The organism is Alishewanella sp. HL-SH06, assembly GCF_052656265.1.
The window spans coordinates 302,476-328,841 of the sequence record NZ_CP199752.1 but is presented as its reverse complement, the minus strand read 5'-3'; the positions used below and the strand labels follow the sequence as shown (position 1 = coordinate 328,841).

General features: G+C 46.7%; 17 protein-coding genes, 2 pseudogenes and 1 riboswitch. Of the genes and pseudogenes, 5 read left to right on the top strand and 14 right to left on the bottom strand.

Annotation, left to right across the window (positions count from 1 at the left end; all coding sequences use genetic code 11):
* Positions 1 to 52 precede the first annotated feature (52 nt).
* From ACUJFK_RS01480 to ACUJFK_RS01460, 5 genes are all read right to left on the bottom strand, one after another.
* Positions 53 to 1,543 carry a tryptophan halogenase family protein gene (locus ACUJFK_RS01480; RefSeq protein WP_445425847.1) on the bottom strand — a complete coding sequence of 497 codons (1,491 nt, stop codon included), beginning with the start codon at positions 1,541 to 1,543 and terminating at the stop codon, positions 53 to 55.
* Between the two features lie 25 nt (positions 1,544 to 1,568).
* Positions 1,569 to 2,567: a cupin-like domain-containing protein gene (locus ACUJFK_RS01475; RefSeq protein ID WP_445425846.1), complete on the bottom strand. Its 999-nt coding sequence runs from the start codon at positions 2,565 to 2,567 to the stop codon at positions 1,569 to 1,571.
* Between the two features lies 1 nt (position 2,568).
* Positions 2,569 to 3,276, bottom strand: coding sequence for a SapC family protein (locus ACUJFK_RS01470; RefSeq protein ID WP_445425845.1), 708 nt, complete (start codon positions 3,274 to 3,276; stop codon positions 2,569 to 2,571).
* 10 nt (positions 3,277 to 3,286) lie between these two features.
* Positions 3,287 to 4,891, bottom strand: coding sequence for a tryptophan halogenase family protein (locus ACUJFK_RS01465; protein ID WP_445425844.1), 1,605 nt, complete (start codon positions 4,889 to 4,891; stop codon positions 3,287 to 3,289).
* A gap of 65 nt (positions 4,892 to 4,956) precedes the next feature.
* On the bottom strand, positions 4,957 to 7,914 hold the full coding sequence (locus ACUJFK_RS01460) for a TonB-dependent receptor (protein ID WP_445425843.1): 2,958 nt from the start codon (positions 7,912 to 7,914) through the stop codon (positions 4,957 to 4,959).
* 584 nt (positions 7,915 to 8,498) lie between these two features.
* Positions 8,499 to 8,668: riboswitch (yybP-ykoY riboswitch) on the top strand.
* A 7-nt stretch (positions 8,669 to 8,675) separates the two neighbouring features.
* On the opposite strand from ACUJFK_RS01460, the gene ACUJFK_RS01455 reads away from it, so the two are divergent.
* Both ACUJFK_RS01455 and ACUJFK_RS01450 read left to right on the top strand, forming a co-directional pair.
* A complete protein-coding gene (locus tag ACUJFK_RS01455; RefSeq protein WP_226750637.1) occupies positions 8,676 to 9,233 on the top strand; it encodes a manganese efflux pump MntP in 558 nt (185 codons plus the stop codon).
* Between the two features lie 390 nt (positions 9,234 to 9,623).
* Complete coding sequence (locus ACUJFK_RS01450; protein ID WP_226750638.1) at positions 9,624 to 10,184, top strand: DUF4287 domain-containing protein; 561 nt, start codon at positions 9,624 to 9,626, stop codon at positions 10,182 to 10,184.
* Positions 10,185 to 10,734: 550 nt separating this feature from the next.
* On the opposite strand, the pseudogene ACUJFK_RS01445 reads toward ACUJFK_RS01450, so the two are convergent.
* Positions 10,735 to 12,175, bottom strand: a pseudogene (locus ACUJFK_RS01445) (IS1182 family transposase).
* Positions 12,176 to 12,759: 584 nt separating this feature from the next.
* Here ACUJFK_RS01445 and ACUJFK_RS01440 point away from each other — a divergent pair.
* Positions 12,760 to 13,647: a hypothetical protein gene (locus ACUJFK_RS01440; RefSeq protein WP_445425842.1), complete on the top strand. Its 888-nt coding sequence runs from the start codon at positions 12,760 to 12,762 to the stop codon at positions 13,645 to 13,647.
* 308 nt (positions 13,648 to 13,955) lie between these two features.
* Positions 13,956 to 14,112 (top strand): annotated as a pseudogene (locus ACUJFK_RS01435) (S24 family peptidase); the annotation flags it as partial.
* Positions 14,113 to 14,448: 336 nt separating this feature from the next.
* On the opposite strand, the gene ACUJFK_RS01430 reads toward ACUJFK_RS01435, so the two are convergent.
* Genes ACUJFK_RS01430 through ACUJFK_RS01410 form a run of 5 tightly spaced genes read right to left on the bottom strand, consistent with a single transcriptional unit; the run spans position 14,449 to position 20,851 of the window.
* Complete coding sequence (locus tag ACUJFK_RS01430; protein WP_445425841.1) at positions 14,449 to 15,483, bottom strand: cyclase family protein; 1,035 nt, start codon at positions 15,481 to 15,483, stop codon at positions 14,449 to 14,451.
* Between the two features lie 32 nt (positions 15,484 to 15,515).
* On the bottom strand, positions 15,516 to 16,964 hold the full coding sequence (locus tag ACUJFK_RS01425; RefSeq protein ID WP_445425840.1) for an NAD-dependent succinate-semialdehyde dehydrogenase: 1,449 nt from the start codon (positions 16,962 to 16,964) through the stop codon (positions 15,516 to 15,518).
* 23 nt (positions 16,965 to 16,987) lie between these two features.
* A complete protein-coding gene (locus tag ACUJFK_RS01420) occupies positions 16,988 to 18,337 on the bottom strand; it encodes a sigma-54 interaction domain-containing protein (RefSeq protein ID WP_445425839.1) in 1,350 nt (449 codons plus the stop codon).
* Positions 18,334 to 19,677 (bottom strand): hypothetical protein, encoded by a 1,344-nt coding sequence (locus ACUJFK_RS01415; protein WP_445425838.1) that lies wholly within the window; start codon positions 19,675 to 19,677, stop codon positions 18,334 to 18,336. The genes ACUJFK_RS01420 and ACUJFK_RS01415 overlap by 4 nt, the downstream gene beginning before the upstream one ends.
* A 10-nt stretch (positions 19,678 to 19,687) precedes the next feature.
* Positions 19,688 to 20,851, bottom strand: a complete 1,164-nt coding sequence (locus ACUJFK_RS01410; RefSeq protein ID WP_445425837.1) for an iron-containing alcohol dehydrogenase — start codon at positions 20,849 to 20,851, stop codon at positions 19,688 to 19,690.
* 497 nt (positions 20,852 to 21,348) lie between these two features.
* Between ACUJFK_RS01410 and ACUJFK_RS01405 the strand changes: the two genes are divergently transcribed.
* Positions 21,349 to 22,350: a porin gene (locus ACUJFK_RS01405; protein WP_445425836.1), complete on the top strand. Its 1,002-nt coding sequence runs from the start codon at positions 21,349 to 21,351 to the stop codon at positions 22,348 to 22,350.
* Between the two features lie 182 nt (positions 22,351 to 22,532).
* Here ACUJFK_RS01405 and ACUJFK_RS01400 read toward each other — a convergent pair whose 3' ends face one another.
* From ACUJFK_RS01400 to ACUJFK_RS01390, 3 genes are all read right to left on the bottom strand, one after another.
* Positions 22,533 to 22,847, bottom strand: a complete 315-nt coding sequence (locus ACUJFK_RS01400; protein ID WP_445425835.1) for a hypothetical protein — start codon at positions 22,845 to 22,847, stop codon at positions 22,533 to 22,535.
* A gap of 327 nt (positions 22,848 to 23,174) precedes the next feature.
* Positions 23,175 to 24,452 carry an ATP-binding domain-containing protein gene (locus tag ACUJFK_RS01395; protein ID WP_445425834.1) on the bottom strand — a complete coding sequence of 426 codons (1,278 nt, stop codon included), beginning with the start codon at positions 24,450 to 24,452 and terminating at the stop codon, positions 23,175 to 23,177.
* A complete protein-coding gene (locus ACUJFK_RS01390) occupies positions 24,434 to 26,224 on the bottom strand; it encodes an ATP-dependent nuclease (protein ID WP_445425833.1) in 1,791 nt (596 codons plus the stop codon). The genes ACUJFK_RS01395 and ACUJFK_RS01390 overlap by 19 nt, the downstream gene beginning before the upstream one ends.
* Between the last annotated feature and the right edge of the window lie 142 nt (positions 26,225 to 26,366).

Below are 26,366 nucleotides of genomic sequence, written 5' to 3'. Positions count from 1 at the left end.
CAAAACAAAAAGCCGCTACAGACGACTGTAGCGGCTTATTTTAAGATTAACGTTATTTGCTCATCGCGGGGCAATAGCTTTGTAAAAACGTCTGATGACTGGGTAATTGCGCCACTAACCGCTGATTTTGCACTTTGATTTGGTTGAGGAAATGACTCAGTTCCTCTTCACTCATTTGATCCACTATCGGATGATAGTGTTCTGGCAGCAAACCTTGGCCCAACATCACTTGCGTCCATGAGTTCTCACCAAATAACTCATTCGGCACTTTAAATACTCGGCCCGTTTCTTTAAACAAACGAATACGATGGGCAAGTGATTCAGGAATAGGCATGCTTTGACAGTGTCGCCAAAATGCCGTGTCGCGCCGCGCCGTCACATTGTAGTGCAAAATAATAAAATCACGAATATTCAGCACTTCATGTTCAGTTTGCTGATTAAACTCATCAACATCTGCTTGGCTGACACCATTAACTGGGAACATTTGTAACAAACGCACGATACTGCGTTGAACCAAGTGAATACTGGTCGACTCTAGCGGCTCAAGAAAGCCACTGGCCAAACCCAAGGCGATACAGTTTTTGTTCCAGTGCTTACGGCGCATGCCGGTTTTGAATTTGATCAGTCGAGGTTCGGTCAGTAACTCACCACTGACATTGGCCAGCAACAACGCTTTTGCCTCATCATCTGAATAATACTTACTGCAATACACTAAACCATTACCGACACGATGTTGCAGTGGTATTTGCCACTGCCAGCCAGCACCGTGAGCGATAGAACGAGTATAAGGCACCGGCTCACGCGTAGCGCGAGTTTGTACCGCAATCGCTGAGTCGCAAGGCAACCAGTGGCTCCAATCATCAAAGCCCGTATGTAAAGTTTGCTCAATTAACAGTGCGCGAAAGCCCGTACAATCAATAAATAAATCGCCAGCAATGCGCTCACCGCTCGTCATCTGTAACGCTGTAATATTGCCGCTTTGCTCACAGGTTTCAACCTTGGCAATTTTACCTTCAATCCGCGTTGCACCATGTTTCTCAGCCATAGTCCGTAAAAATTTTGCATATAAACCGGCATCGAAATGAAAAGCGTAATTTAGGGAACGATTCGGTAAATGCGCAAACTTTGCCGCTTTTGACGCCAATAACTCCGGACAATAATCGCCGTAATCACTGGCTAAGCCGATTTGCTGACCTTTTAACCAGAAATGCTGAAAGCCCGCAGCCCAGCAATCTTGGCCAGTGGTTCCAAAGGAGTGAATGTAATCTTGGCCTTGATCGCGCCAGTTTTCAAATTGAATACCCAGTTTAAAAGTAGCTTGAGTGGCCGCCATAAACTCTGCTTCGTTAATGCCTAGCAGTTTATGTAACGTCAATAACGGCGGTATGGTCGCCTCACCGACACCAACCGTGCCGATATCTTCACTTTCAACTAAACAAATTTGAAAATGTTTACCCATTAACTTGGCGATAGCGGCAGCCGCCATCCAACCAGCGGTTCCACCACCGGCAATCACCACGCGTTTAATTGCTTGCGACTGCATTTGGACCTCGTTGTTATAGATTGAGTTATCGGTTAAGTTTATTTAACAGTTCAGCACGCACTTGCCGTGCCACAGGCTCAGTTAATGAACTTTGCAAACCACGTAAATGTTCAGGAATATGCGCAATTTCTCCTTCACCAAACACATAATGCTCAAAGTGTGCACGCCATGCCGCCTTTTGCTCTGCTGGTAAAGTGTTAATACTCAGCATCGCCAGCTGCAATGCCAGCTGTGGGCTGGGCAAATAACTAGGGCAGTCGCGCCACCAAAAATTCATTAGTACATTGAGCGAGCTTAGCGCTTCTACATGATGCCACCACATACTGGGAATAATGAGCGCATCACCAGGACCAAGTTCTACCACTTGCGCATGTTTCATCGCTTCGGCGAATTTTGGAAATTGTGTCAGATCGGGGTTGGTAAAATCGACCAAACTAATCGCTCGACCTGCAGGCGAAACATCCAGCGGGCCAATGTACAAATTGGCTAATTGTTCAGGTGGAAACAAGGTGAAACGTCGACGCCCAGCCACTACCACCGCCAAATTTTGCGGAAGATCAGAGTGTGCTGCTACACGACTTTGATTGCCAATCCATAAGCTAACCAGCGGATCTTTGCCCTGTTGCGCCAACGCCGGCACGTGTTGTTGTTGCAACCACTGCGGAAACCAACGCGGTACCAAAGTAGCACCAACATACCAGTGCGCTTTATCCTGTGATGCCGCTAACAATTGCCCAAGTTTGGCATTTACCGGCTGAAAGTTAAAACCACTAAAGTTAGTATTGTAAAATACTCGGCCACCACTACCCGCCTCACTGATATAAGCGGTAAGTGGTTCACCACTATAGTGGCTAAGCAAATAATCATTAATGGCAGGCTGGCCTTGCTTAGCCGCACAAACTGCAGGCCAGTGCGCAGCAAAATCAGGCAAGTGCAGCGGTATCGAACTATTCAGTACATCACTGCTGATGCTATCCGCGGTTACGCCGGTTAAGCTTGCTACCGGTTGCGCTGCAGGCCACATCTTAGTTGCTTGCCAACAGCTGATTCTTAAAACCAATCAACCGCGCAAACTGTGCTTGCGAAGCTAGCATCATGTAAATGGCCTCTAAATAACCCACCTGCTGTAACTGCAACAATTGCTCGCCGCTCAGTTGCGCTAACCGTGGCTCGTTAATCGTATAGAAACCATGCAAACTGTGCTGTTGAGCATTATTTAACGTAACATCCAGTACAAAAGACTCAATCAACTCCAGTGCCAATAGTTGCTGCGTAAAGGCCTTAGCGTCGGTAACGCCATGATGCAAAGTCTCTAATTGTGCCGCCACTTGCTGCAAATACGGCGTTTGACCACCAAACTCTAAAAACAACGGCTCACCCGAAGCGCTATTGACTCTCGGATGCGAGGTATCGATATTGATCACGCGCTCACCCTGTTGCAGGCCAATGGTAAAAGGCTCACGAAGGATATCTAGCGGCACATAACCCGCTTGCCATCCTTGCGGCTGCAAAAATAGGTTTTCACCCGATTGAAAACCGAGCAGTAACACCGGCATAAATTGGCCGCTTTGGCCGTCTTTATAAAATAAGACGGGGTAATAGGCTTGGGCAGCGCGGAATTCAGCTGGAAAACTCAAACAAAACATTTTGTTATCGCCAAGCTCTAGGCTGCGCTCAGTAAGGATTTTCACACCAAGATGGTCAACGTTATTGAGTAATTCGATAGTAGCCATCGGCTCCCCTTTAAATCTTTTGTAAGCCATGAGCTTTAATTTGGTTTAATAATTCGCGATTACTGACCAAGCCCGCTCTGAGTTGTTGTGTTTTTTGTTGCACTTCAGCAAACGCCTGATTAGCCCGTAAGCCTAAGTTTGCTTTGATTGGCCGTTTGCTCGTGGGTAAATGCCGCATACCATACAAAATATACTGATAACTGGCAGCCGGAAACAATTCTTCAGCCATGGGTAAATCATAACGACTTGGCACAAATTGTTGCCACATCAGCAGTTTCTCTTGCAATGCTGCAGGTATCGAACTTTCAGCGCGCTGAGCCAGCCAATACTCGTTATCATCGCGCGTCGACAACACATAATGTAACTTTAAAAACTCGACAATTTGTTGCCAACGATAACTAAAGGTGTGGTTAAAGCGTTCACCCACCACCGCAAGTTGTGCCAAATTGCGTGGCAATTGTTCACTTATAAACCGCGCAGACAACTCAACCATTACCAAAGCCGAGGCTTCTAAGGGTTCAATAAACCCCGCCGCCATACCAACTGCCACACAATTGTGTCGCCAAAACTGTTGTCGGTAACCGGGATTAAACCGGATAAGCCGCGGCTGATAACGCGCTGACAAGTCCTGCACTGACAAATTCAGATACTGCGCCAAGGTATTGAACGCTTGATCTTCATTAGCATGGCCACTGTGGTGCACAAAACCCACGCCACGCCGGGTTGGTAAACCAATATCCCAAATCCAGCCTTGTGCTTGTGCAGTGGCCAGTGTTGCCGAGGCTATCGGTGCGCGTTCATCATCGTAAGGCACTTGCACCGCTAACGCGCTGTCGTTTAATAAATACTGCTGCACACTGTTAAATGGCGTTTGATAATGCTGACCGATCAGTAAACTCGGTAAGCCCGAGCAATCTACAAATAGATCACCGGTTAAAGCGCCATGCGCGGCCGTTTGCAAGGCGGCAACACGGCCATCACTGTGGCTTTGCACCGCAACCACATCATCAACAATGTGTGTGACACCAAGCCGCTTAGCATGGCTGCTTAATAACGCAACAAACTTACCGGCATTCAAGTGATAGCCATAGTTTTGTAAAAAAGCGTATTCTGGGGTAGCGATGCGTTTAGGTGCTAACCCAGCGGCAATCACGGCTGGCTGGCTCGACACCGCAGCGGCAAATTCGACTTGCTGATGGTGACTAAACCAAAAATCAGCAATATCTAGCTCATTGGCCGCTACTGGCGGCGTAAAAGGATGGTAATAACAATCTTGTGGTGATGAGTTACGCCATTGGCGAAACACACTACCTTGTTTAAAGCTGGCATCGCAGCTGAGAATAAATTCTGTTTCAGAAATTCCAATTCGCGCTAATGTCGCGCGCATTGAAGGCCAGGTGCCTTCACCAACACCAATAGTCGGCACTGTGGATGATTCAATCAGGGTAATGTTAACTAGGGGATCAGCTTGGTGATCTGCAGCCAATAACGCGGCAGTAAGCCAACCGGCTGAACCGCCACCGACAACAACGATATTAACCCGACCGTTTGCGAAGGATGGTTCATTTGCAGTTGCAGCTTGGTTATCAGTTACGAATGACTCGGTTGCTTGCATAATAACCACTTATTATAAAAAAGTAGCCATCTTACGATGGCTACTTATTTTAGGACAACAACATCTTAGAACGAATAACGCGCACCGATGGCAAAACGACGACCTGTTTCGGTGTAATTCACTAACTGTAGCTCATTACGCTCATGTGAACGTACCGACTCGTCAGTAAGGTTAATGGCTTCAATAAAGAACGTTAAGTTCTCGGTATAATCGTAGCTGGCACTAGCATCCCATTGCCCGTAAGCTTCTACGTAAATAGGGTTTTGCAAGCCTAAGGTATTCACTGTGGAGGCAAGGAACTTGTCACGCCAGTTATAGGCCAAACGCGCTTGGAAACCGTCTTTATCGTAGAAACCGACGACGTTGTAGGTATCACTCATACCTAATAACGCAAATTGCTCGCCACGACTGAAGTTGTCGTATTTAAAGTCACCATCAACGAAGGTTGCGTTGGCAATCACACCAAAGCCTGTTTCGCCAAATAAATGTTGTAAGGCTAATTCCCAGCCGTCTAAATTCGCATCATCTTGGTTAACCGGAATAGTGATATCAAATGTTGCAGCAGTATCGCCAGGTACACCTAAGATAAAGCCGTTGGCGTCAACCGTATCAGGGTAATTGGTTCTGATGTAGTTACGAATCGCTGTAGCATTATTGCCGACGGCAGCAACGGCTTCAGCATAACGAGGGCCTTGTGCCGGATGCGGTAAATTAAAGGTTTGCTCTTCAACGGTAGTACGACCGATAAAGTTCTTCGCCTTCTTCTTGAAGTAACCCACGGCCATGTAACTGCCTTCGTCGTAATACCACTCTAAAGACAAGTCTAGGTTGGTTGATTCAAACGGGTCTAGATCTGGGTTACCACGTCCGCCGGTACCACCGTCAATCCGCACTAAGGCATTCAGCGTTTGTCCACCTTGGATATCGGCATAGCTTGGACGAGCCAATGTTTTACTGACCGAGGTACGGAAAATTACATCTTCAACCACTTCAATGTTGAAATCGACATTGGGCAGTACGTTAGTGTAATCACCGGTTAGCTCAGTAAAGTCACTTTCACCAGTGCTGATCAAGTTGAATTCGTTATCACCTGCCCAAGCAATACCACTGTAGACCGGTACTAAGGCGTTTGATGTAACGTCGGTTTTCTCGTAACGCACACCCGCGGTTAAGCCATAAAAACGCTCACCAATTTCACCGGAGAAATTTAACTGCACATAAGCAGCTTTTTGTTCTTCCGTAGTACGGCGGTCCGTGGTCATGTTAGACGAAGCACAGAACGAGGTACCGCAATCACCCACTTGACCCAAGGCACCATATTTATCATTGGCTATTTGACGGATAGTATTGAAATCCCAACGGAAAAACTCTTTTAACATATCGCTGCTGGTAGAAGCGTTGAAGTTATCGCCTAACTGGTCAAGCTTGAACACTGACGGGTCGATATCACCCGCCGCGCCTAAACCACCCCAGTTATCCTGTTGCACGTTAGAGAACGCTGAACGGTTTTTGGTTTCTGAACTTGTTACACCAAAATCGATACTGTTTAAGATGCCATCGTCAAACGAATAGTTACCGCGAAGTTGCAGTTGGTCGATGTCACTGCGCATTTGGCTATTGCGGAATGAACTACCCGTTACCCGCATGTCTTCACCGCGAATACCCGTAAAGCCAGCAGGGTAACCAATAACCAATGTAGGCAAGTCGGTGTCAAAACGTGCGGTAGTGAGAGTACGCACGAAAGTCGCCATACCAATAACGTTGTTGCTACCAAAGGGGCTGTTTGGGCTAGAATCAGCTGACGAGCTATGATAGTCCAACTCTAACTTTAAGTTGTCACTTGCTTGCCAGTTAACATTGAAACCTAAAGACTTATTCTCGTTTACGGTTGAGAACTGCCCACCACCCATGGCTAAATCGCCAGGAGCACCAAAAGCTTCAGAATAGACAATGGGTGCTGCTACTGGGCCATCGCTCCACACACCTGAAGAAGGGCCGAAGTTAAACCAGGCAGAAACATCATTGTAACGATCTGACACTTCATTTTTTGCATAAGTGTAATCTAAGGTTGTTCTTACTGAGTCAACCGGTTGATACTGCAGTACTAACTGACCATTAGTACGGGTTCTTTCTACTTCATGAAACGCATAACCTAAGCTTTGTGGTACGGAGTAGATTGAGTCAGCAGCTGGGTAATTTTGATGAGCATTGGCACCATCAGGGATTAAACCACCCCAATCTGCATTACCACCATCCCAGTCAAAACCATTTACGGTGCCAGGAAAAGTTCGCCAGCCGCCGCTATTGGCTTGCTTGTTGCCGCTTTCACGCTGCTGGTATGAGCCGCTAATGGCGACACCAAATTTGTCGTCATTAAAAGTATTGCTGTATAAGCCTGATAGCTCTGGCGTGATGCTGGCGCCTTCGTCAGTTGACTGGTCCATTACACCTTTGATACCAAAGCTGGCTTTCTCGCCGGGAGCATTCAATGGTTTAGTCGTTAAAATGTTAATGGTTGAGCCCATACCACCGGTAGCGATAGTGGCACGACCCGTTTTATACACTTCAACTCCTGAAATACCCTCAGAAGCGATGTTTGCAAAATCATACGAACGAGAAGATGAGGCTGAGGTCGCTTCCAGTGACGAAGCGGGCATTTGCCGGCCATTTAACATCACTAAGTTAAAATCTGGGCCAAAACCTCGCACCGTAACGCGGCTACCTTCACCGTTTGAACGGTCGATAGCCACACCCGTGATCCGTTGCAAGGATTCTGCAAGGTTAGTGTCTGGAAATTTACCAATATCTTCTGCAGAGATGGCATCAACCACGCCGACAGAGCTGCGTTTAACATCCATCGACTTAATTAAACTGCCACGAATGCCCGAAACTTGAATTATTTCAATATCACTGTTTTCGTCCGCAGCGGCTTCTTGCGCGAAACCAGGCGCCATCATGCCGGCGCCTGTAATCAGTGACAAACTCATCGCTATGCGCGACAGCTTGAAACGTGTTTGATTCATACCTTTCTCCCGTGTTTCCTGTATTTTTGCCATTTTATTATATGCTTCGCTTACATTTTAATGACATTTGCAGGCACAAAAATGTAAGCGCTTACACAACTTAGTTGATTAATATTTCTACGTCAAGACAGACCAGTAAAAAGATGCACAAATGTGTGGCAATAAAAGTTCACTTTTAGTGCACTGAGAACAACGAGAATAAAGGTTTCTGGCTAAAAAACTGCTGAAAAAAGGCTTTAATTACCAAATCACGCTAAATTGCCTTATTTTGGTGCACTACAATTTTTAGGGTGCTTAGCTACCACTGTTTTCTACGCACTTACCACTTGATGCAATCTTTACGCATAAAAACTTTCATCCTGCGAACGCACCAACAATTAACTCACTTCAACTATTAGCTGTTTTGCACAAATGGCAAAAATTCAGAACAGGCTCTTTCTAAAAAGATTTACTTTTCCTCAGTTCAAGACACTCTCTTTTCAAGAATGAAGTTCACCATCACACGCCTCGTTTGTTGACCCAGTTCAGTATGCCGCTCCACACCAACACGCTAAATTTGTCATTATTTAGGATAATTGCTAACATAAGCCCTTGTTGGGGAGTAGCCTGCTTTCGAAATTTGGAAGAATTCGTATCAACATAATTGGCCACATGCCATGGTGCGAATACCTCTTGGTTGGCGAGACCATCGATATATCCATGCCCAAGGTCGGGCGTGTGGATATATCGTGGACTTGATATGCCCGACCGGAGCCAACTAAATGAACCCAATTCCGCTTATTTTACTTGCCTTTGCTATGTCCACAGATGCTTTCGCTGCTGCGATTGGTAAAGGTGCAACCCTTAAAAAACCACGATTGATAGAAGCTTTCAAAATCGGACTCATCTTTGGTTTTATCGAAGCAATCACGCCGCTTGTAGGCTGGTTGATAGGAAAGTCAGCCTCAGAATATGTAGAAGCTTGGGATCACTGGATTGCCTTTTCACTCTTGACGATTCTAGGTCTGCATATGATTTATGAAGGTACAAAGCCGGCTGGAAATGATGAAGAACAAGAAACTGGAAAGTCTTTATTTCGAATCTGCCTAACGGCATTTAGTACAAGCATTGACGCAATGGTGGTTGGTGTGAGTCTTGCGTTCATCAACGTCAACATTTGGATAGCAGCAGCTTTGATTGGATTTGCGACGACACTGATGGTGACTATTGGCATAATGCTAGGGCGTGCAATAGGCTCGGTTATAGGGCACAGAGCTGAGATTTTTGGCGGCCTTACGCTAATTGCGGTTGGGTCATTAACATTGTACAGTCATTTGTAATTTTTTTTCGAGGCACCAACCTTTGTGGAGGCCAGCAATCTTTTATTCGGTGCGGCCCCACGTATTATTAACACAGCGCACTGGCTCGACAGTTACTGGTACCCACAACGGGCATCGAGGCATTAGCACTTAACAGCGTTTTTTACTCGTCATATCTTTTAAACTCATACATCGATAATTACATGAATGGGATACTGACTGATAAAAGCGAGAAACAGAAACACCTCGCTGAACCATCACATATATGCGAAAGCCGGCTTTATCTCACAACCGAATATGTTTTCTAGTTTGTTTAAGCTGTAAATTAAAGTTCAATAGGATTAATTTTCTCTGAATAATATTGATTGCATCATAACTGTAAGAGCTGCATATACAACATCGGAGGATGACATGGCAGACGTTCAGAAAGCCTTAGAAACACAAATCAAGAATATTGAAACGCGTACTGGGAAGACGATAGATCAGCTTAAATCGCTTGCTCAGGATTGCGGCCTCACCAAGCACAGCGAAATCGTCAATATGTTAAAAAGCGACCTTGGAGTTGGACATGGCGATGCAAACACCATTGCTCATTTAGCCAAAACATTAACTCAAACAGATAACAGCATTGTCGTCGGTCCAATTGATGCTCTTTATGTTGGCCCCAAAGCAGCTCTTCGCCAGATTCATGAATCGCTCCTTGCGCAAATGGAAAATTTTGGATCATTCGAGTCTGCTCCAAAACAAAAATACGTCAGCTACCGCAGAAAGAAGCAGTTTGCCACGATAGGCCCTGTAACCAAAACGCGAGTGGAACTTGGACTAAACATTAAAGAGCTTCCAGCTTCTCCGCGTCTCGAAAAGCTACCAGATGGGCAGATGTGCAAATTTCGCGTGAAGCTGACAGATGCAACGCAAGTTGATGCGGAGCTTATTGCATGGATAAAGATGGCTTATGACGCAGCAGGTTAGTAGCAGATCTGACAATTAACGAAGCTTTCTTAACCAATCCAGCTTCTCATAGCTTATGCCCATTACTGACCTCAGTAATGAGCATAAACTAATATTTAATTGATACCAAATTTAGAGCAATTTATTTTTTACGTACCAAACACAACTTGCCAAACAAACAAAAATGTAGGCTCAGATTATAGTTTGATAAAAAAATCGGCATTTAACGGATTAATTAATAGCTAATGTTTGATATTTTTTCTCACTTCAAGCACATAATTTTTATAATATAGTTTGATATTTTATAGGGCTTATCCAAAACACTTCGTTGTTTAGACAAATCACCAGATACCACCAATATCCAAGCTACGTTTAAGTCAGCTTTGAGCGCAGGCTGTGTAAAAACTCAAGATTTTCTGACTTTTGATAAGGTTAATCCCGAGCATCGGTAAAACCCTGCTGAATCTAGTTAACTAAGAGCAATTTTGACTTTTAACTTGTTTGATTTGAGGGAATCGACATAATTAAGTGGTTTTGAAACTGGCTAGACGTTAAACGCAATACAACCTGTCTATTGATAAAGCTCCTTGAGCTTCATTTGTAACCCCGCAACACCCCAAATCGATATCATCCGTTTCAGGTTGTATGCCAAGATGTGTAAGCTGATTTCAGTACTGACATTTGTAAATCGCCGCATTAGGAAATGAGTTGCACCCATCCACATTTTTATTGTCCCAAACGGGTGCTCTACGGTTTGCTTTCGTATCGTAGCTGTTTGTGGTCCAGCATCTAACTTAGCCTGCATGTTTTCCATTTCAGATTCATGCACCCAACGCCTGATCCGCCTAGCTGCACTTTTTGACGTGGTGCATTTGGCGCGCTGGCTACAATCCCGACAGGCAATACAATTAAAGTACATTTGCAATTTTAAGCCATCTTCAACTGTAGTAAACCGATTCTGAAGCTCGTTACCCGCAGGGCAAATGTAGATGTCTTTTTCCTGGTTATATTTAAACAGTGCGAGGTTATAAAGCCCTTTGCGGTCAGCACCAGAGGTGTCACCTTTCGGCACTAGTGCTACTGCACCTGAATCTAGGATCTCTTTTATATCACTGCGGGTAATAACCTTTATCTGCAAGGATCGTTATCTCTTTTTGGTCAACGGCTTCCTGTACCAATTTAGCTACCGAACTCAGTTGGCCTCGATCTGTTGTGTTGGTGACTTTGTGCGCAACGATTAAGTGATTATTTGTATCTACAGCAGTTTGCACGTTGTAACAGACTTGCCTGTTCATGTTATTTGTTTTCATCAATCGAGAATCAAGATCGGTTAACGACAGTTGCTTATCTGGCTGCTGTTCAACAATTTTTTGAATACCCTTGAGCTCTTCCAACCGTTTTCTTAACCACGCTAACTTTGTAGCATTTAATTCTGAACTGGCATCATTCTCTGAGTTTTTATCGCTCTCATCGAGTTTACTCAGGTACTTATTAATACTTTGTTCAACGCGTTGAATATGGTCTTTTGCTTTCTGTGGCGTAAAGTTATTAGGCTTGCTGTTTACCGCTTTGAATTTGCTTCCGTCGATAGCGACAATGACGTCAGTAAACATCTGCATCTGGCGACACAAATCAATAAATGCCTTACACGCATTCTTAATGCCTTTGCCATTGGTTTTTCTAAAATCAGCGATGGTTTTAAAATCGGGTGTCAATCTTTCAAGTAACCACATTAGCTCAACGTTGCGATGTGTTTCTTTTTCTAGCCTACGAGAAGATTGGATGCGGTTAAGGTAACCATAAATATAAAGCTTTAATAAGGTTGCTGGGTGATAGCCTGCTCGCCCAGTCTGTTTGGCCGTAACTCTCTCAAAGCCAAGTGAGTCAAGCTGCAATCCATCTACAAATATATCAATTACTCTGACAGGATTATCTTCTGTGACAAAGTCATCCAGCGCTTCAGGTAGTAATGTTATTTGATGCCGGCCCTGACCTTTAATATGATGAGACATAAGTGCACACGTTTATAAATTTACCTATTAGTAATTTTAGTCAAACGGTTGCCGCAAGGATTGTTTTATCAAGAACGATTGATCATAAATCTTGTGCTTAGACCAAAAAGGGATCAGCAGTTTTCACACAGCCTGAGCGAAAAGCGGAAATTTATCTCCGCATCATAGTGCTCATGCGAAAGTCGGCTTTACCGCAAAACCAGAGATGTTTCTAGGTTTCCTTAGTCTTAATAAAGTAACTCCCTTCTCATAACCTGCCTAATGCAACCCAATAATTATTGGGTGGGTCATTTAAAACTCTAGTGTTAATCATCTAGTGATTTACTGAGATGTCTCAGTAATAGCTGATAATAAAGCAAGTAAAAATAGCCTTAGCCACTGATGTATATCGTTTTTATATGGTTTAGTAATGGGGGTGTTACTAAGGCTTCTTAGTAAGATCGTAAATTAAAAGTGAATTAAGTGCTTAATCGACTTCTCAACTCATTGATTTTCGGTAAACTCATTGGTATGAATTAATTTTGCCTTTCGGAAGTTACTGAGAGGTCTACATTATGACTGTTAGCTGAAAAAAGGGCTCAGTAATGGAAACCTACTCTGTGGACATTAAAAAAGACGATGAAGGCTACTTGGGTAGAGAGTGTCCAGAGTGCGAAAAGTACTTCAAGATAAAGCCGGGTTCTGGTATCCCTGATTTCTCCGATTGTTATTGCCCATATTGTCAACACTTGGGGCCACAAGACCATTTTTGGACAAAGCAGCAGATTGAGTATGCTCAGTCGGTTGTTCTAAATAAGGTTTCTGGCGATCTTCTCAAAATGATGAAGAAGATGGAGACGAAACCAAAAAAGAATCAATTGATTTCTATTGGTATAACCGTAAAGGGAAGACCATCTCCCATTACCTACTACTCTGAAAAAGAACTTGAAGAAAAAGTCGAATGCAAAAACTGCACCCTGCAGTATGCTATCTATGGTGCATTCGGATACTGCCCTGATTGTGCAGAGCACAACTCCCAACAGATAGCCGAGGCAAATTTTGATCTCGTCATAAAAATACTTGATCTGGCTAAAGAAGCGCCATCGGATATAAAAAGCAAGCTAATTGAAAATGGGCTGGAGGACTGCATTTCAGCATTTGATGGATTTGCACGAGAGCGTTGTCGTGACCGATATCCTAAGCTGTCCTTTCAGAATATTTATGTAGCCAAGCAAAAACTCTACGAATCCGGAATTAATATTACTGAAGGTCTCGAAAGCTCCGAATGGGGGTTCGTCGTAAATCAGTTTCAAAAACGCCATCTTCTAGCGCATAAGATGGGCGTAGTTGATGAAGAGTACATAGAGAAAACGGGCAGTCATCCAGAACAGTTGGGGAAGAAGGTTTCGATTACTGAAAATGATGTTATGTCATTGATAGGCCATCTAAAAGTAATCGTCTCGAATCTTTCGAAACATGTGCAGCGCAGCTAACAAAGCGTTGCACCGGACGAGCCGGTGAACGCGGCGTTGGTATGACTCCCCACGTCAAGCAGATTGAGTAAAATACTGCTCATTAAAGAACCCTTGTTTTGCTGTTAAAGCGAGTTAATGCATCAGATGAAGCTGGTAATGTTCGTCGGTTGTCATGCTGGTATACGTGGATTATTAGCTTTCGCTAACAGAGCCTACCTTACTTGATCCGCCGTGGCACCTGTCTTCAGTCTATGTACGAGGTTACGAGGTGTGATATGTCAGCAGAAATTCTAGGTAAGGTATAAGCAGTAAGACGCTACCTACCTATACCTTTTTTACAGCAATAAGTTGGCCGCTGGGTTTCACTCCCCAGCACAAGACTATGTTGAAAGGACGCTGGATATGAACGAAATATGCATTAAGCATCCTGCTGCAACGTTTATCGTAAAATTCAGCGGTGATTCGTTGCAGGACACCGGCATAATGCAGTGATCTTTTCGGCAACATAAGGAGGCCAACCTATTGCTCTAATTACTCGGTCTATTGCAACCGAACTAATCCTAGCACTTCTCTCCCCAGCGCGAATTAAACTACGAGTAGCAAAGCTTCTAAAGTGCAGTGACAGCGTCTTCAGGCAAAAGGTATGACCCTATGGGAGCCGCCCTAAAGATAGCCAAGGTAGTAAACGAGGACATTGTGACCACTGCGTCACATGCTTATCGCCCGACAATTGTTCTTGTTTCTAATGAGCAGCCCAATGATAGCGGCCGTTTCACCATGAAAGCATTGCATTTCATGATGAAACGGCCGGAACTTAGATTACTTAATAACGACAGGGTTGATCGGTGACCCTGAACCACGTGCCATCTTCAACGGAGCAGCGGTGAACATAAAAGTGTATTGACCATCTTTAGCGCTGTCAGCCGCCAGATCGTCTAACCAATAAAGCTCGCTTAAAACCACGCCCAAGTCGCGAATCAACGCGCCATGCAATGGAATCACGTAATCAACGCCGTCAATCTTTTGTGGCACCAGCTCGACCGCTAGGTTATCCGCAGCAATCACTGGAATTTCCATCGCATCGACCCATTTCACCAGTTCTTTGCTGTAACAAAGGCCTGGTTCAGTGGTTGCAGTCCATTCCGCATCTGGCGTATCAGTGTAGAAACGACCGACTGAACCTGTACGAATCAACAGGATATCGCGCTTTTCAATGGTCACACCTTGCGCTTTCGCGGTATCTTTCAAATCTTCTAAAGTTACACAGCTACTCGGTGCAAGACGGCCTGATTTGCCACCTTTAAGTTTACCCACATCCAGCAGTATACCGCGACCGACAATACCGTGGCTCGCCAGACTACCGATATCAACGTGGTCATGACCGTGAACGGTACTGTCTGCACTCACGCCACCGTAGACCTTATCGCCGTACCATGCGTGACCCAAGGCATCCATATGGGTGGTACCTTGCAAATACATAAATACCGCGTCGTCGGAATACTTAACTCCACCCGCAAGCGCATCGAGCTTGCCAGTTGAATACATACTTTCGTCTTGCGTCATATAATGCATTGCCGGCACGCGCCCTGGGAAAACGGGACCCACGCCGTGAATCATGGGTAATTGTAAGGTGAATTTTTTACCTTGCTTGACCGCCTTTACACCACGCAATGCCTGCGCATCGTCGAGATAATTCAAGGCACCGATTTGGTCGTTAGCACCCCATTTACCCCAGTTTTTTGGCATGTCTGCTTGCAGCTTTTCAATTGGAGTTTCGCTCGCAACAGCAACGGCAGCGAGGCTAACAAAAGCTGCGGCAAGTGCTGCCGAGATCAGAGTTTTAGTTGTCTTCATGATAAAAGTCCTTCTTGTTATTGGTGTTATTATCAGTTGTTTAGTTTTATGTACTTCATTTCGAGGTATTCCTCGATGCCTTGACGGCCGCCCTCACGGCCCATACCCGACGCTTTGATACCTCCAAATGGCACAGCCGCATCGGAAATCAGGCCGCTATTAATGCCTACCATCCCGACTTCAAGCTGCCTTACAAAGCGTTGAATTTGCTCTAAATTCTGTGTAAATACATAGGCTGCCAAGCCCGCTTGCTGAATGCGCAATTGTTGCAATAGCGCGCTGCTATCAATGAAGCGCACCAGTGGTGCCACTGGCCCAAAAATCTCTTCTTGGACACAACGTGCCGAAGCATCGACCTCGGTGATCACCGTAGGTAAATACCAGTTTCCATGGTCACGCCAGCGTTTTCCGCCGCAACGAATTTGACCACCATGCTGGATCGCGTCTGTAACCATTTGTTCGACTTTGTGCAACGCCGCACGATTGATCAGCGGTCCCACCGTAACCTCAGGTTGATCGCCCGTTCCCAGTTGCAACTGTTCCACACGGGCAGTCAGGCGCTGGGCAAAGTCATCATAGACACTGTCGGCAACATAAAAGGCATTGGCGCAAACACAGGTTTGTCCGGCATTACGGAATTTAGCAGCGATTGCTCCGTCGACAGCAGCATCAAGATCAGCATCAGCACAAACTATAAAAGGAGCGTTGCCACCTAACTCCAGCGATAGGCGCTTCAGCGTCGGTGCACAAGCTGCCATTAAACTGCGTCCTACTGCGGTCGAGCCGGTGAAGCTTAGCTTGCGCACCCTTGACGATTGAGTTAAACGCTCGCCAATCACTTGCGCATCACCGGTCACCACATTGAGCACCCCAGCCGGAATACCTACTTGCGCGGCAAGTTCAGCAAGCGCTAACGCGGTGAAAGGGGTATCGGGCGCAGGTTTGACGATCTTGGTGCAGCCAGCGGCCAAAGCGGGGGCAACCTTACGCGTTATCATTGCCGCCGGAAAATTCCACGGCGTAATGGCGGCGCAGACCCCTACCGGCTCACTTGTAACCAGCATATCTAAAGGTTGCTGACCGTAAGGTAACGCGGCGCCGATATCGAGCAAGGCGGGTTGCGCGAACCACTGGATATAACTAGCCGCATAATCAATCTCACCGAGCGCTTCGGCATAGGGCTTACCTTGTTCGAGGGTGAGGATTCGAGCTAACCGCTTGCGCTCGGCCTTAATACTGTTGAACCAAGCCGTAAGCAGCGCACAGCGCTCGCGCACGGGCACTTCGCGCCAGTGATAAAATGCCGCTTCGGCCGCTTCAATACAGCCATCGATTTGTTGTACGCTGAGCTGCGGCACAGTACCTAAGCGTTCGCCAGTGGCCGGATTGAACACCGACTGAGTGCTCTTATCAAACGCGTCGACCCATTCGCCGTTAACATAGGCCTGCTGGCGTAACTGCGGTATTTCGTTGTGAAACATCTGCACTTCTTTAACTCCTACTATTAATGCGAGCTGCGCTGGCTGAGCCAACGCTTTTGCTTTTTGACCAAGGTCGATTGATCGATGCCGAGAGCCGTCGCTGCTTGCCGCGTGGTACCATACATGGCCATCGCCTGTTCAATCAGTCTCTGTTCCAGCCGTTCAACCTGGTCTTTCAGGCTCAACCCGGGGCGTCCATAACTCTCATTAACTCCTAACTCGGTGGGCAATTGCGCAATCGTTATCAGCGACTGCTCAGCAGTCACCACTAAGCGTTCAGTGAGATTAATCAGTTCACGAATGTTACCCGGCCAGGCATAACGTTGCAGCCGTTCAATCACCTCGCGCTGCCAGCGGCAATCGAACTCATACTTGCAGTTAAAATGATGCAGATAGTGTTCTAACAGAGCTTCGATTTCTTCGGCACGTTCACGCAGCGGGGGTAGTTCCAACGGTACAACTCTGAGGCGATACAACAAATCTTCGCGAAAACGCTGCTGCGCCACCAGTTGATGTAAATCGTGATGGGTAGCAGAAATCAAGCGAAAATTGGTGCGCTTGAATTGCGTACCGCCGACTGGAATAAAGCGATTTTCTGCGATCACCTTGAGCAGTTTGGCCTGCAGACTTAACGGCAAGTCACCAATTTCATCAAGGAATAGCGTGCCATTATTTGCTGCCTCTAAAAGCCCTGTTTTGCCTTTCTGCGAGGCCCCTGTAAACGCCCCCGGAACATAACCGAACAACTCGGCTTCGAGCAGGCTTTCTGGCATTGCCGCACAGTTCAGCTCAATAAAGGGTCCTTTCGCGACGCTACTGTATTCGTGAATGGTGCGTGCCAGAAGCGTCTTACCTGTACCGGTCTCACCTTGAATCAGGATCTTCGCTCCTGTCGGTGCGACGCGCTTAGCTAGATCGTAGCACTGCTGCGTTGCCCGACTAATAATGAAGGGCTCGTGCTCTTGCTCACCGCTATAGTGTTCGCGCACATGTAAGATTTGTTCAAGCTGCTCTTCAGCCCGCTTCGCTTGCAGCAACTCGGTCACGTCGCGCACCGTCGTCAACACATATTCAATGCGCCCTTCGCGATCAAACATGGGCGTTCCCGACACTAGTATCTGGTGGTCTTCGCCAATGGTTTGGGTCAAGGTGACGGGTCCCTGTTCTTTAAGCACTTCCAGTGTCACCGACCGTGAGATATAGCCGCGTTGCACCACTTCCGACATGTGCAAACCCGTCAGTGCCTGCCGTGGAATACCGGTGATCCGTTCATAGGCTTTGTTGACCGTTAACGTGATACCATTACCATCGGTGATGTACACGCCATCGCTCATGGCATCAATGATACGCTGCAAGTTGTCACCGGATATCATGACCGCTGCTCCCGTAAGCGCCAGCCGTATATCAAGAAACACAGCAGTAAGCCGGCAGCGAATGCCCAAGTAGCGCCTTTGACGACTAAGATAGCGGCGATAACGCCGGAGATACCCAGATCACGCTCAGATTGGGCTTCTTGAATGCCGATACGTACACTGACATAGCCTTGAATCAGTAGGGTTAACGCCAACGCGATGCCCAATATGGGTTGTACGAGGCTAACCACGGGCAGCAACAGTAAGCCAGTATTGGTGCCCCAGCGGAACGAACCTGCACCACCGAAAATCGAGTCCATGGCTTGTCGCCCTTTTTTGAAGCGCTCGACAATAACAACATGCATCGCCGCCCACAGCGGACCACACATGGTTACATCCGGTCCAATAAAACTCATTCCCAAGTTCCGTGCGCCAAAAATCATGTGCGCACGGTCGGGGTCATAATCAATTTTTTCATCTTGTCGCACTTCGTCGGCTTCGTCCAGAATCGCCTTGCTTTGCAGGACATCGCCAAACAGCACGATGTATGCCGCAAGTACTGTCGGGATTGCCGTTAAATACATACTCCAAGGTGGCAGGCCAACCCCAAACACGGTGTATTGACTGAACATGGTAACAAAATCGGGCGATGTGAAACCCCATTCGATATCAGGCCATGGTGCTTCTGAGAACAGTGGCGCTAGTACTATCGCCAACGCAATAATCGGGAAAATACCGAGTTTACCGATGGTTGCAAACAGCCAATGACGGCTTTGCAGCGCAGTGAAGTGCTTCGAAAAAATCAAGTAAAATGCGATACCTACGGCAATAGTAATCGTAAACGGGTAGTTCTCGAAACGACCACCATCATCAAACACTACGGCAATGGCTGCCAGACCTGCACCCATGATGATACCTGCCTTCATGGCGCTGGGTATCAATTGCACGACGCATTTAGCTGCTCCCGACGCGCCAAGGGTTATTGCAAACAACCCAAGCATCATTTGGAAGGCAATCAGCGCATGCACCCGCGCCTCACCCTCAGGGAACGCCCCAACATACATCATCAGCAGAGGAATCGCCGGAGTAATCCAACCTGGTACTACTGGGTCTCCGAGCAAATGATGCAGCAAATAAAATAGCCCGTTGATGACCACAATGGCCAACGCTGCCTCAAACGGCATCCCCAACAGCTCGGTCATAAGCGAAATTGCGGCCAAGTCGACCGCACACATCAGTAAACCTTGAAAGTAATCCGGCCATTCAAACCGATAATGAATAAACGGTAACCGCAGTTTAAACGGTCCCAGCGCGAAAAACGGAGCCTCTGCACCAAACGTACGTTGCTTCCATAAAGACATACGGTGCTCCTTAATAGGCTTCTCGATAAATCTCTTCGATATCACTCACGGACAGCTCCCTTGGGTTATTGCGCAGCAATCGGGTGACGCCGCTCGCCGCTAAGGCTAGTTCCGATAACGCCGATTCAGGAATATCAAAAGCTCGCAATTGCGACGGAATATCGACCGCGTCACACAGGCGCTGAATCTCACTAAGTACATATTCGCCCGCCTCCGCAGCGCTGATATCAGGTGCAGCGCCGAAGGCATGTGCAAGTGCGACAAAGCGCCCAGGGCAAGCGGCTTGATTCCAGCGCATCACTGGAACAAACATCACTGCATTACTCATTCCGTGTGACAGGTGGTAGCGTCCGCCCAAGGGGTACGCAAGCGCATGAACCGCACCTACCCCGGCGTTACCAAAGGCAAGGCCCGCCATGAGGCTCGCAGTCGCCATTTCTTCGCGCGCAGTAAGGTCGTCAGGTTGCCGGTAGGCACGCTCGAGCGAGGCACGGATTTTCGTGATCGCCGCTAGCGAATAAGGTTCGGTCAATGCGGTGGCAAAGTTCGACAAATAGCTTTCGACCGCATGCACTAGAGCATCTATGCCACTGGCAGCAGTCACTGAGGGTGGGCAGCTAATAGTCAGTTCCGGCGCTACAATTGCGACATCTGGCAGCAGTTCATTGCTGACTATCCCTTTTTTGAGTTGCGCTTCGGTATCGGCCAGAATTGAGATATTGGTAACTTCCGAGCCTGTTCCCGCCGTGGTAGGTAAGCAGATCAGAGGATAACGACGCGATGCCACTTGATCTTCACCGAAGAGTTCGGCCAGCGGACGCTCATCACCGACAAAAACCGCGACCGCTTTTGCGGTATCCATAGCGCTGCCACCACCCACAGCGATAATGCCGTCGCACTGATTTTGGACGAATAAGTCACGGCAGGCCTCTACCACAGCCATTTCTGGTTCTGCGGTAATGGCATCAAACACCGTTAAATCTGCAATGCCTTGGTCGCGTAATTGTGCGGTGATCTGCGCTGTAATACCCGCGTCACTAACGCCGCGGTCAGTCACAATAAGTGGATGCTGCGTGCCCAACTGACACATTTCCCGATAGAGCTCGCGGCTCGACTGCGCACCGGTTAAAAGCCGCCTTGCAGTTTTGAAGATTTGAACAGATGAAGTATCCATGTGCTTCCTTATTCTTATTTTTGGCCTAGAGCTGCTGCAAACCCCATACCAACTTTAATTAAATGTTTAAATTATTGTTTTTTATGGTTATTTTTAATCTAAATGACTAGATAGAGTGATTGCAATGATGATGCTATTCATCGAATTACCTTAAATTGATGAATAATATCATCATTGCCAGCTCTTTGTTAAAATGATAAATCCAATAAAAACATATAGTTAAGATTGGCTTTCGACTTGGCACAGCCATTGCAAAAAAAATGCAACAGGTCGCAGCACTTGCTGATATCTGTCATCAACAATAACAATTACAAGAGGCAATGGTTATGGCACTCAAAACAACTCATCTATATTATTTACCTGCAGTCGTTGCGGCCGCACTTTCCGCATCCGCTGCGGCTCACGCAGAAACCGCAGCACCTGCATGGGATTTCGAATTTCACGGCTACATAAATGCTCACGCTGTATTCGCTGATTGCGATGACTCCGGCGCCACTGTGGCTGGCAACGCGTTGCTTTGTACCGGCGAAGATGCAACCTCAGTATCGAATGGCTATAGCCCAGCCAGCTTCCAGTTTTCGGCAAATACGCAACGAGATGGTTTCGATCTCAAAGCGTTTCTCGCGATTGAACCTGGCACCACCGACAACAGCGCCTTTAACGGGAACGGCGATAATCGTGCCTATCGCGCCTTTTTCACCGTTGGTAACGCCGACATGGGCACCATTAAAGTGGGGCGTGATTATGGGGTATTTGGTATCGATGTCGTGCTCGAAGACATGGCCTTGGGCGGCGTTGGCGCCACAGCTGCTATTCGGAGTCCGTTGAATACCACTCTTGGTGCCGCAGGTTACGGCTATGTTTTTGCCGACCGACTCTCGCAGATAACTTACAGTCGCCAGTTAGGTGAGCACTTTCAAGCTGATATCGGGATCTTCCAACCGCTCGACCCGGTAAGCTTTGGTGGTAACGGTTACGTCGGCGACTCCGGCTCTGAACGTCCGGGCATCCACGGGCGTCTGCGCTACAATTTCGAGCAAGGCTACATTTCTAGTACCTTTTTCAGCCAAGACGTTGCCACCCCGAACGGTGACTATACCGCACGCGGTATCGATGTAACCGCAGCACTCCAACTCGGCGCTACGCGCTTAGCTGCCTCAGCATTTGATGGCCAAGGTTTAGGCTATTACGGATTATTGATCGACAGCGCAGATATCAATGGCACGCCGCGCGACACCTCAGGCTGGTTCACCCAAGCCTCGCACACTATCGGAGCAACTAAGTTTGGCATTAACTATGGCGTCTCAACCGTAGATTTAGCTGGCGTTGATGCCTTGGTGCAAGTGGAACAGCAAAGGAAACTGAGTGCAGGTGTATGGCACACACTCTGGACCATGTTCACCATTTCTGGAGAAGTCTCGCGGATGGAAGCTGAAAGCCATGCCGGCGAGAGCATTGAAAATACCGCGTTTAGCGTGGGGCTCGCATTAAGTTTCTAAACGTCTCTTAAAAACCACAGGCCCGCACGCAAGGTGTGGGTCGTTACTCTTGGCTTCGTCCTAAGTTCTATTCCGTTTCCGGGCAGCAAGCATGAGTTGATGCGGATGTATCACAATTAGGATCAGTTGTTTTGCTCACAGCTGATTTAGCATTTCCTGAATGCACAGATGGCGGATCTTCTTCAGCATTTGCATTTCGCCAGCTTTACCATCATGGGCGGGCTCTGCAGCAACTTGTTGACAGCAGCCGGCACGATTGTCTTTTTCATTTGCTCAATAATCCTTGCTGAGAGTGCCTCTGGCAATCTAAGAGCCTGACCGAAGTGTAAGACATGCTGTTTTCTCAATTCTCCAAAATGAGCTGCCGCTCCCATTTTCTGGGAGAGTTCTTCAAAATGGTGTTTTCCAACCTCTGCATAGATACTGGTGCTTAAAAGATCATAGTGAGGCATCAACTGATATCCTCGGTTAGTTAAACGAATCGATAAGTTCTTCAAATGTGCATCATAAATACCTACAAAGGAGTTGAACAATACTCATTTGAAAATAGCTAATCGGGCTGGGCCTGGAGCGATAAAGCTAACCGCAAGTTTTTTCAGACTATCGACTGAACTAGCAGTGTATTTTCTTGATGCCTGAAATTGGCATACAGACGGTCTTCACTTTGAGCGAATAGCAGCTATTCAGATAAGGCGCTCTGGAAAAAGCGAATCTCTGCTTTGCCTTAATTGCAGACATTCGATTTTTCGAGAACCCCAGAGTGTTACCTCTTGTTAGGTGGCCAAATTCAGTTAGCCACTACAATCATCCCCAAGACTTAAAAATCATGCAAATGGAGCTTGAGCTAGGCTTACTTGTGCCTGCACGAGGATAAGGCACCTTTCCTTAGCTCGGGTAACTGCATTGTATAAGAGTCGACGCTTTTGATCATCGCTTCCCCTAACAGCCGCAGGCCAGAGTACGATAACGATATCGAATTCTCGGTTTTTAGCGCCATGAACTGACATAGCCTTCCATCCCCCCTCATTGGCTCTCTGTAACAATCGTTTACGAGCAAACGATTGTTTTATGACGCGCTCTAATTCCGCTTTAGTAAAGGTTAGATTACCACGAGTTCGTCTCTGGATGCTCATCCATTCCGTAATTTGATTCCTAACTCGAATGTCGCCAAACTCAGCCAATAACTCCATAACTTCCGCTACGTTATTCTGAGCTTGTAGAGTTACAGATCTGAGAAGTTTATCAGCAGCTTGTGTCTCAGATTCCTCCAATCGAATTGAATACGGGCCATTTCCTTGTTTTGTTGTATTGTTTGCTACCCAATCCAATGTTTGAGTAGCAAACCCACTCACAGTTGGTGCTATCACCGCTACGCTTTTTCCATACCCATACCAGGCCAGTGCATTGCTTAGATACGATCCAGCCCATCCTTGATTGTGGGCGGGGCGAACTTGAAACAACTTTCCATGCTTAGGGGCCTCACCATCTCTAATTGCTCTAGCTGCGTCAAGGAGCTCCGCTATACTGGTCCGCATTGGCCGCTGAAGATCCTCAGCTCCACATACATCCTCTAACCAAGAACAAGCTGGATTTGGTCGCAAAGTTTCATCAAGGCATTGAAACTCATCAGCCGCTACTAATACTTCTAACCTAGCAGCTAAACCCGACACTAACAGCAACCGATTCGAAGTTAAGTCTTGTGCTTCGTCAACCAATAAGACTGGATACGTAGCAGCAACCCAACAGCAAACCTCCTTGATCTGCAAAAGTGCTCCCGCAGCATCACATACACGCTCATAATCATGGACTTCTATGTCCCCAAATCCCAATCTAACAACAAGTGATGACCACCTTCGTATCAGGTGCCATGCAAAACTATCTATCGTCGAACAATTCGTCCGGTTTTTTAGGCCCGGCACTTGTGCCAAGCGTTCCTCTAAGCGACGACGCGAACCGTGCATAAAAGTCAATGCCAGAACCTTCTGCCCTTCGCGTAGAGGATTAGCCTCTATATATTCACGCAGAGTTTGCATCAGCTGATACGTTTTTCCACATCCTGCTCCACCAGAGAAAGCACGAACAGTCACGGTTGAAATACCCATACACCATCAACATTACGAATAAACCGCATAGTAACTGGAGAACCAGCACACACGCAGGCAAGCCCACCAAGCAAATCAGCCGCTCTTGCCCTGCAGCCAGGTGTCGTAGAAATAGCCTCTGCAATACTTTCATAAGCAATTAAATCGACTTTTTTGTCTTTGATGTATTCCACAATGTCGGCTACCGAGTTAGGGGGAACAGCACACAACTCCGCTAGTTTTTCTATTACTATGTCTTCCTCAGCAAGCAAGATCCAGCCAACTGCATCCTCTATCATTTGTCCATCACTCCATCGGATAATTGCAGAAGGAGGAGTCGGTTTTTCTCTGAGCGCTCGAATGTAGCGAAGACCATCAGCATCGCCATCGACAAGACAACATACCTGCTTATGTAATCTATTCATGTCGTCGTAGGTTTCAACAACCTTTGCATCTTCTGTGGGAACCATCCCAACTTCAATTCCAAACTGTCGTGGCATAGTTTCAAGCCAACCGGCTGTTAGCATTAATGGTCGAAGAATACACCGCAACAAATGGAAATCTGCCTTGCCCTCAGGGATCAATAAGGATGGCTGCATAAGCGCACTTAGAACATCAACACGACTATGTTGGAAAAATCTTCGTTTCCAATTTGGTGTATTTGGTGGAAGTGCGTTTTCAAGAAATGGTTCAGCAGTCAATATTCCTGCCTGTTTCCGAAGTATAAGAACAGCCGTGGGGTCAGCCATACTAGCAACAAGCGGTGAGTGAGTTGTCACAAAAGTCTGGGTTGATAATGCCTGAACACGCTGAACTAAGCGCTGCTGTGCTGCAGGAGGAAGATGTAACTCAGGCTCTTCCAACGCCATCAAAAACTTCCCGCCATCCTCAGCTCTTGCTCTACCCAATTCCAATAGCAGTAGCAAACCTTGCATCGAAACCAGGCCGCTACCTTGCCTTGCTGCTGGTATACTGAAACCATCATCTGTTGAAAAATGAGCAGAAACAGATTCCATAACAGAGCGACTATCCGTTGATGTCAGTCGCAGCTGAACTTTTGGTGCACTGGCGAAAGACAATTTAAGTTCCGTATTGATATTTTGTATCAATTGGGCAATGCCACCATCAGCTTCAATCGGAAGTTCAGGATTTCGCAAGCGGTCACGTTCTACCAAAAGAGAATTTGCGGGTTGCGCTGCTGCAGCTAGCACCGTTCTTTTAAACAGTTCATTGCCCCAAGAAAACACTTTGTCCCAAGTACGACTAGCTCGGACAAGGTAATAACCTAATTCATTTATAAGTTTCCCTGGTACAACAGCAGGTAACTCGTCAGAGAATGGATCTGTGTGTTCGTCGTGATCATGAAAATATCTGATCATTTCAACCGTTAAAGATTCACGATCGAACCGAGCCTGAACCGCAATCTGACAACATAATAACCAATTGGGATTATCTCTCAGTGGATGAACCGTCCCAGTACTTTCATCCACCCATTTTACAACAGCTCTTCCGTCCCGAAACCAGTGCCCGTTTAACTCTGGATCATTGCTTTCAAACCCAGTGATTGTAGCAAGTAACTTAATTCGATCTATGGGTTGAGGGTTAGACCCATAAAAGTCATGCTCTGTAAGCTCTCGAACGAGACGATCCCGACCCAGTAAAAGTGAGAGGGCTTCAATTATAGTTGTTTTTCCAGTGTTATTGTCGCCGACAAGAACGGGATGAATTCCAAACCTGACAAAACCGGTACGAATTCCTCGGAAGTTCTCAATTTTCAAACTTGAAACTTTCACTTGTCGGCCACTCCTTTTTTGCTTAAGTTCCGTTTATCGTTCGGAATTCGATATATGTACTAACTATTGAAATCAATGCGAATGCATTATTGAACATAAGCTAACTTCAACTATTTACCGAGATTTGTCCAGTGCCTACTTT

Excerpts from the sequence above, each read along its gene's own strand:
- ACUJFK_RS01480 (WP_445425847.1), bottom strand. The coding sequence starts at position 1,543 with ATGCAGTCGCAAGCAATTAAACGCGTGGTGATTGCCGGTGGTGGAACC.
- ACUJFK_RS01475 (WP_445425846.1), bottom strand. The coding sequence starts at position 2,567 with ATGTGGCCTGCAGCGCAACCGGTAGCAAGCTTAACCGGCGTAACCGCG.
- ACUJFK_RS01470 (WP_445425845.1), bottom strand. The coding sequence starts at position 3,276 with ATGGCTACTATCGAATTACTCAATAACGTTGACCATCTTGGTGTGAAA.
- ACUJFK_RS01465 (WP_445425844.1), bottom strand. The coding sequence starts at position 4,891 with ATGCAAGCAACCGAGTCATTCGTAACTGATAACCAAGCTGCAACTGCA.
- ACUJFK_RS01460 (WP_445425843.1), bottom strand. The coding sequence starts at position 7,914 with ATGAATCAAACACGTTTCAAGCTGTCGCGCATAGCGATGAGTTTGTCA.
- ACUJFK_RS01455 (WP_226750637.1), top strand. The coding sequence starts at position 8,676 with ATGAACCCAATTCCGCTTATTTTACTTGCCTTTGCTATGTCCACAGAT.
- ACUJFK_RS01450 (WP_226750638.1), top strand. The coding sequence starts at position 9,624 with ATGGCAGACGTTCAGAAAGCCTTAGAAACACAAATCAAGAATATTGAA.
- ACUJFK_RS01440 (WP_445425842.1), top strand. The coding sequence starts at position 12,760 with ATGGAAACCTACTCTGTGGACATTAAAAAAGACGATGAAGGCTACTTG.
- ACUJFK_RS01430 (WP_445425841.1), bottom strand. The coding sequence starts at position 15,483 with ATGAAGACAACTAAAACTCTGATCTCGGCAGCACTTGCCGCAGCTTTT.
- ACUJFK_RS01425 (WP_445425840.1), bottom strand. The coding sequence starts at position 16,964 with ATGTTTCACAACGAAATACCGCAGTTACGCCAGCAGGCCTATGTTAAC.
- ACUJFK_RS01420 (WP_445425839.1), bottom strand. The coding sequence starts at position 18,337 with ATGATATCCGGTGACAACTTGCAGCGTATCATTGATGCCATGAGCGAT.
- ACUJFK_RS01415 (WP_445425838.1), bottom strand. The coding sequence starts at position 19,677 with ATGTCTTTATGGAAGCAACGTACGTTTGGTGCAGAGGCTCCGTTTTTC.
- ACUJFK_RS01410 (WP_445425837.1), bottom strand. The coding sequence starts at position 20,851 with ATGGATACTTCATCTGTTCAAATCTTCAAAACTGCAAGGCGGCTTTTA.
- ACUJFK_RS01395 (WP_445425834.1), bottom strand. The coding sequence starts at position 24,452 with ATGGGTATTTCAACCGTGACTGTTCGTGCTTTCTCTGGTGGAGCAGGA.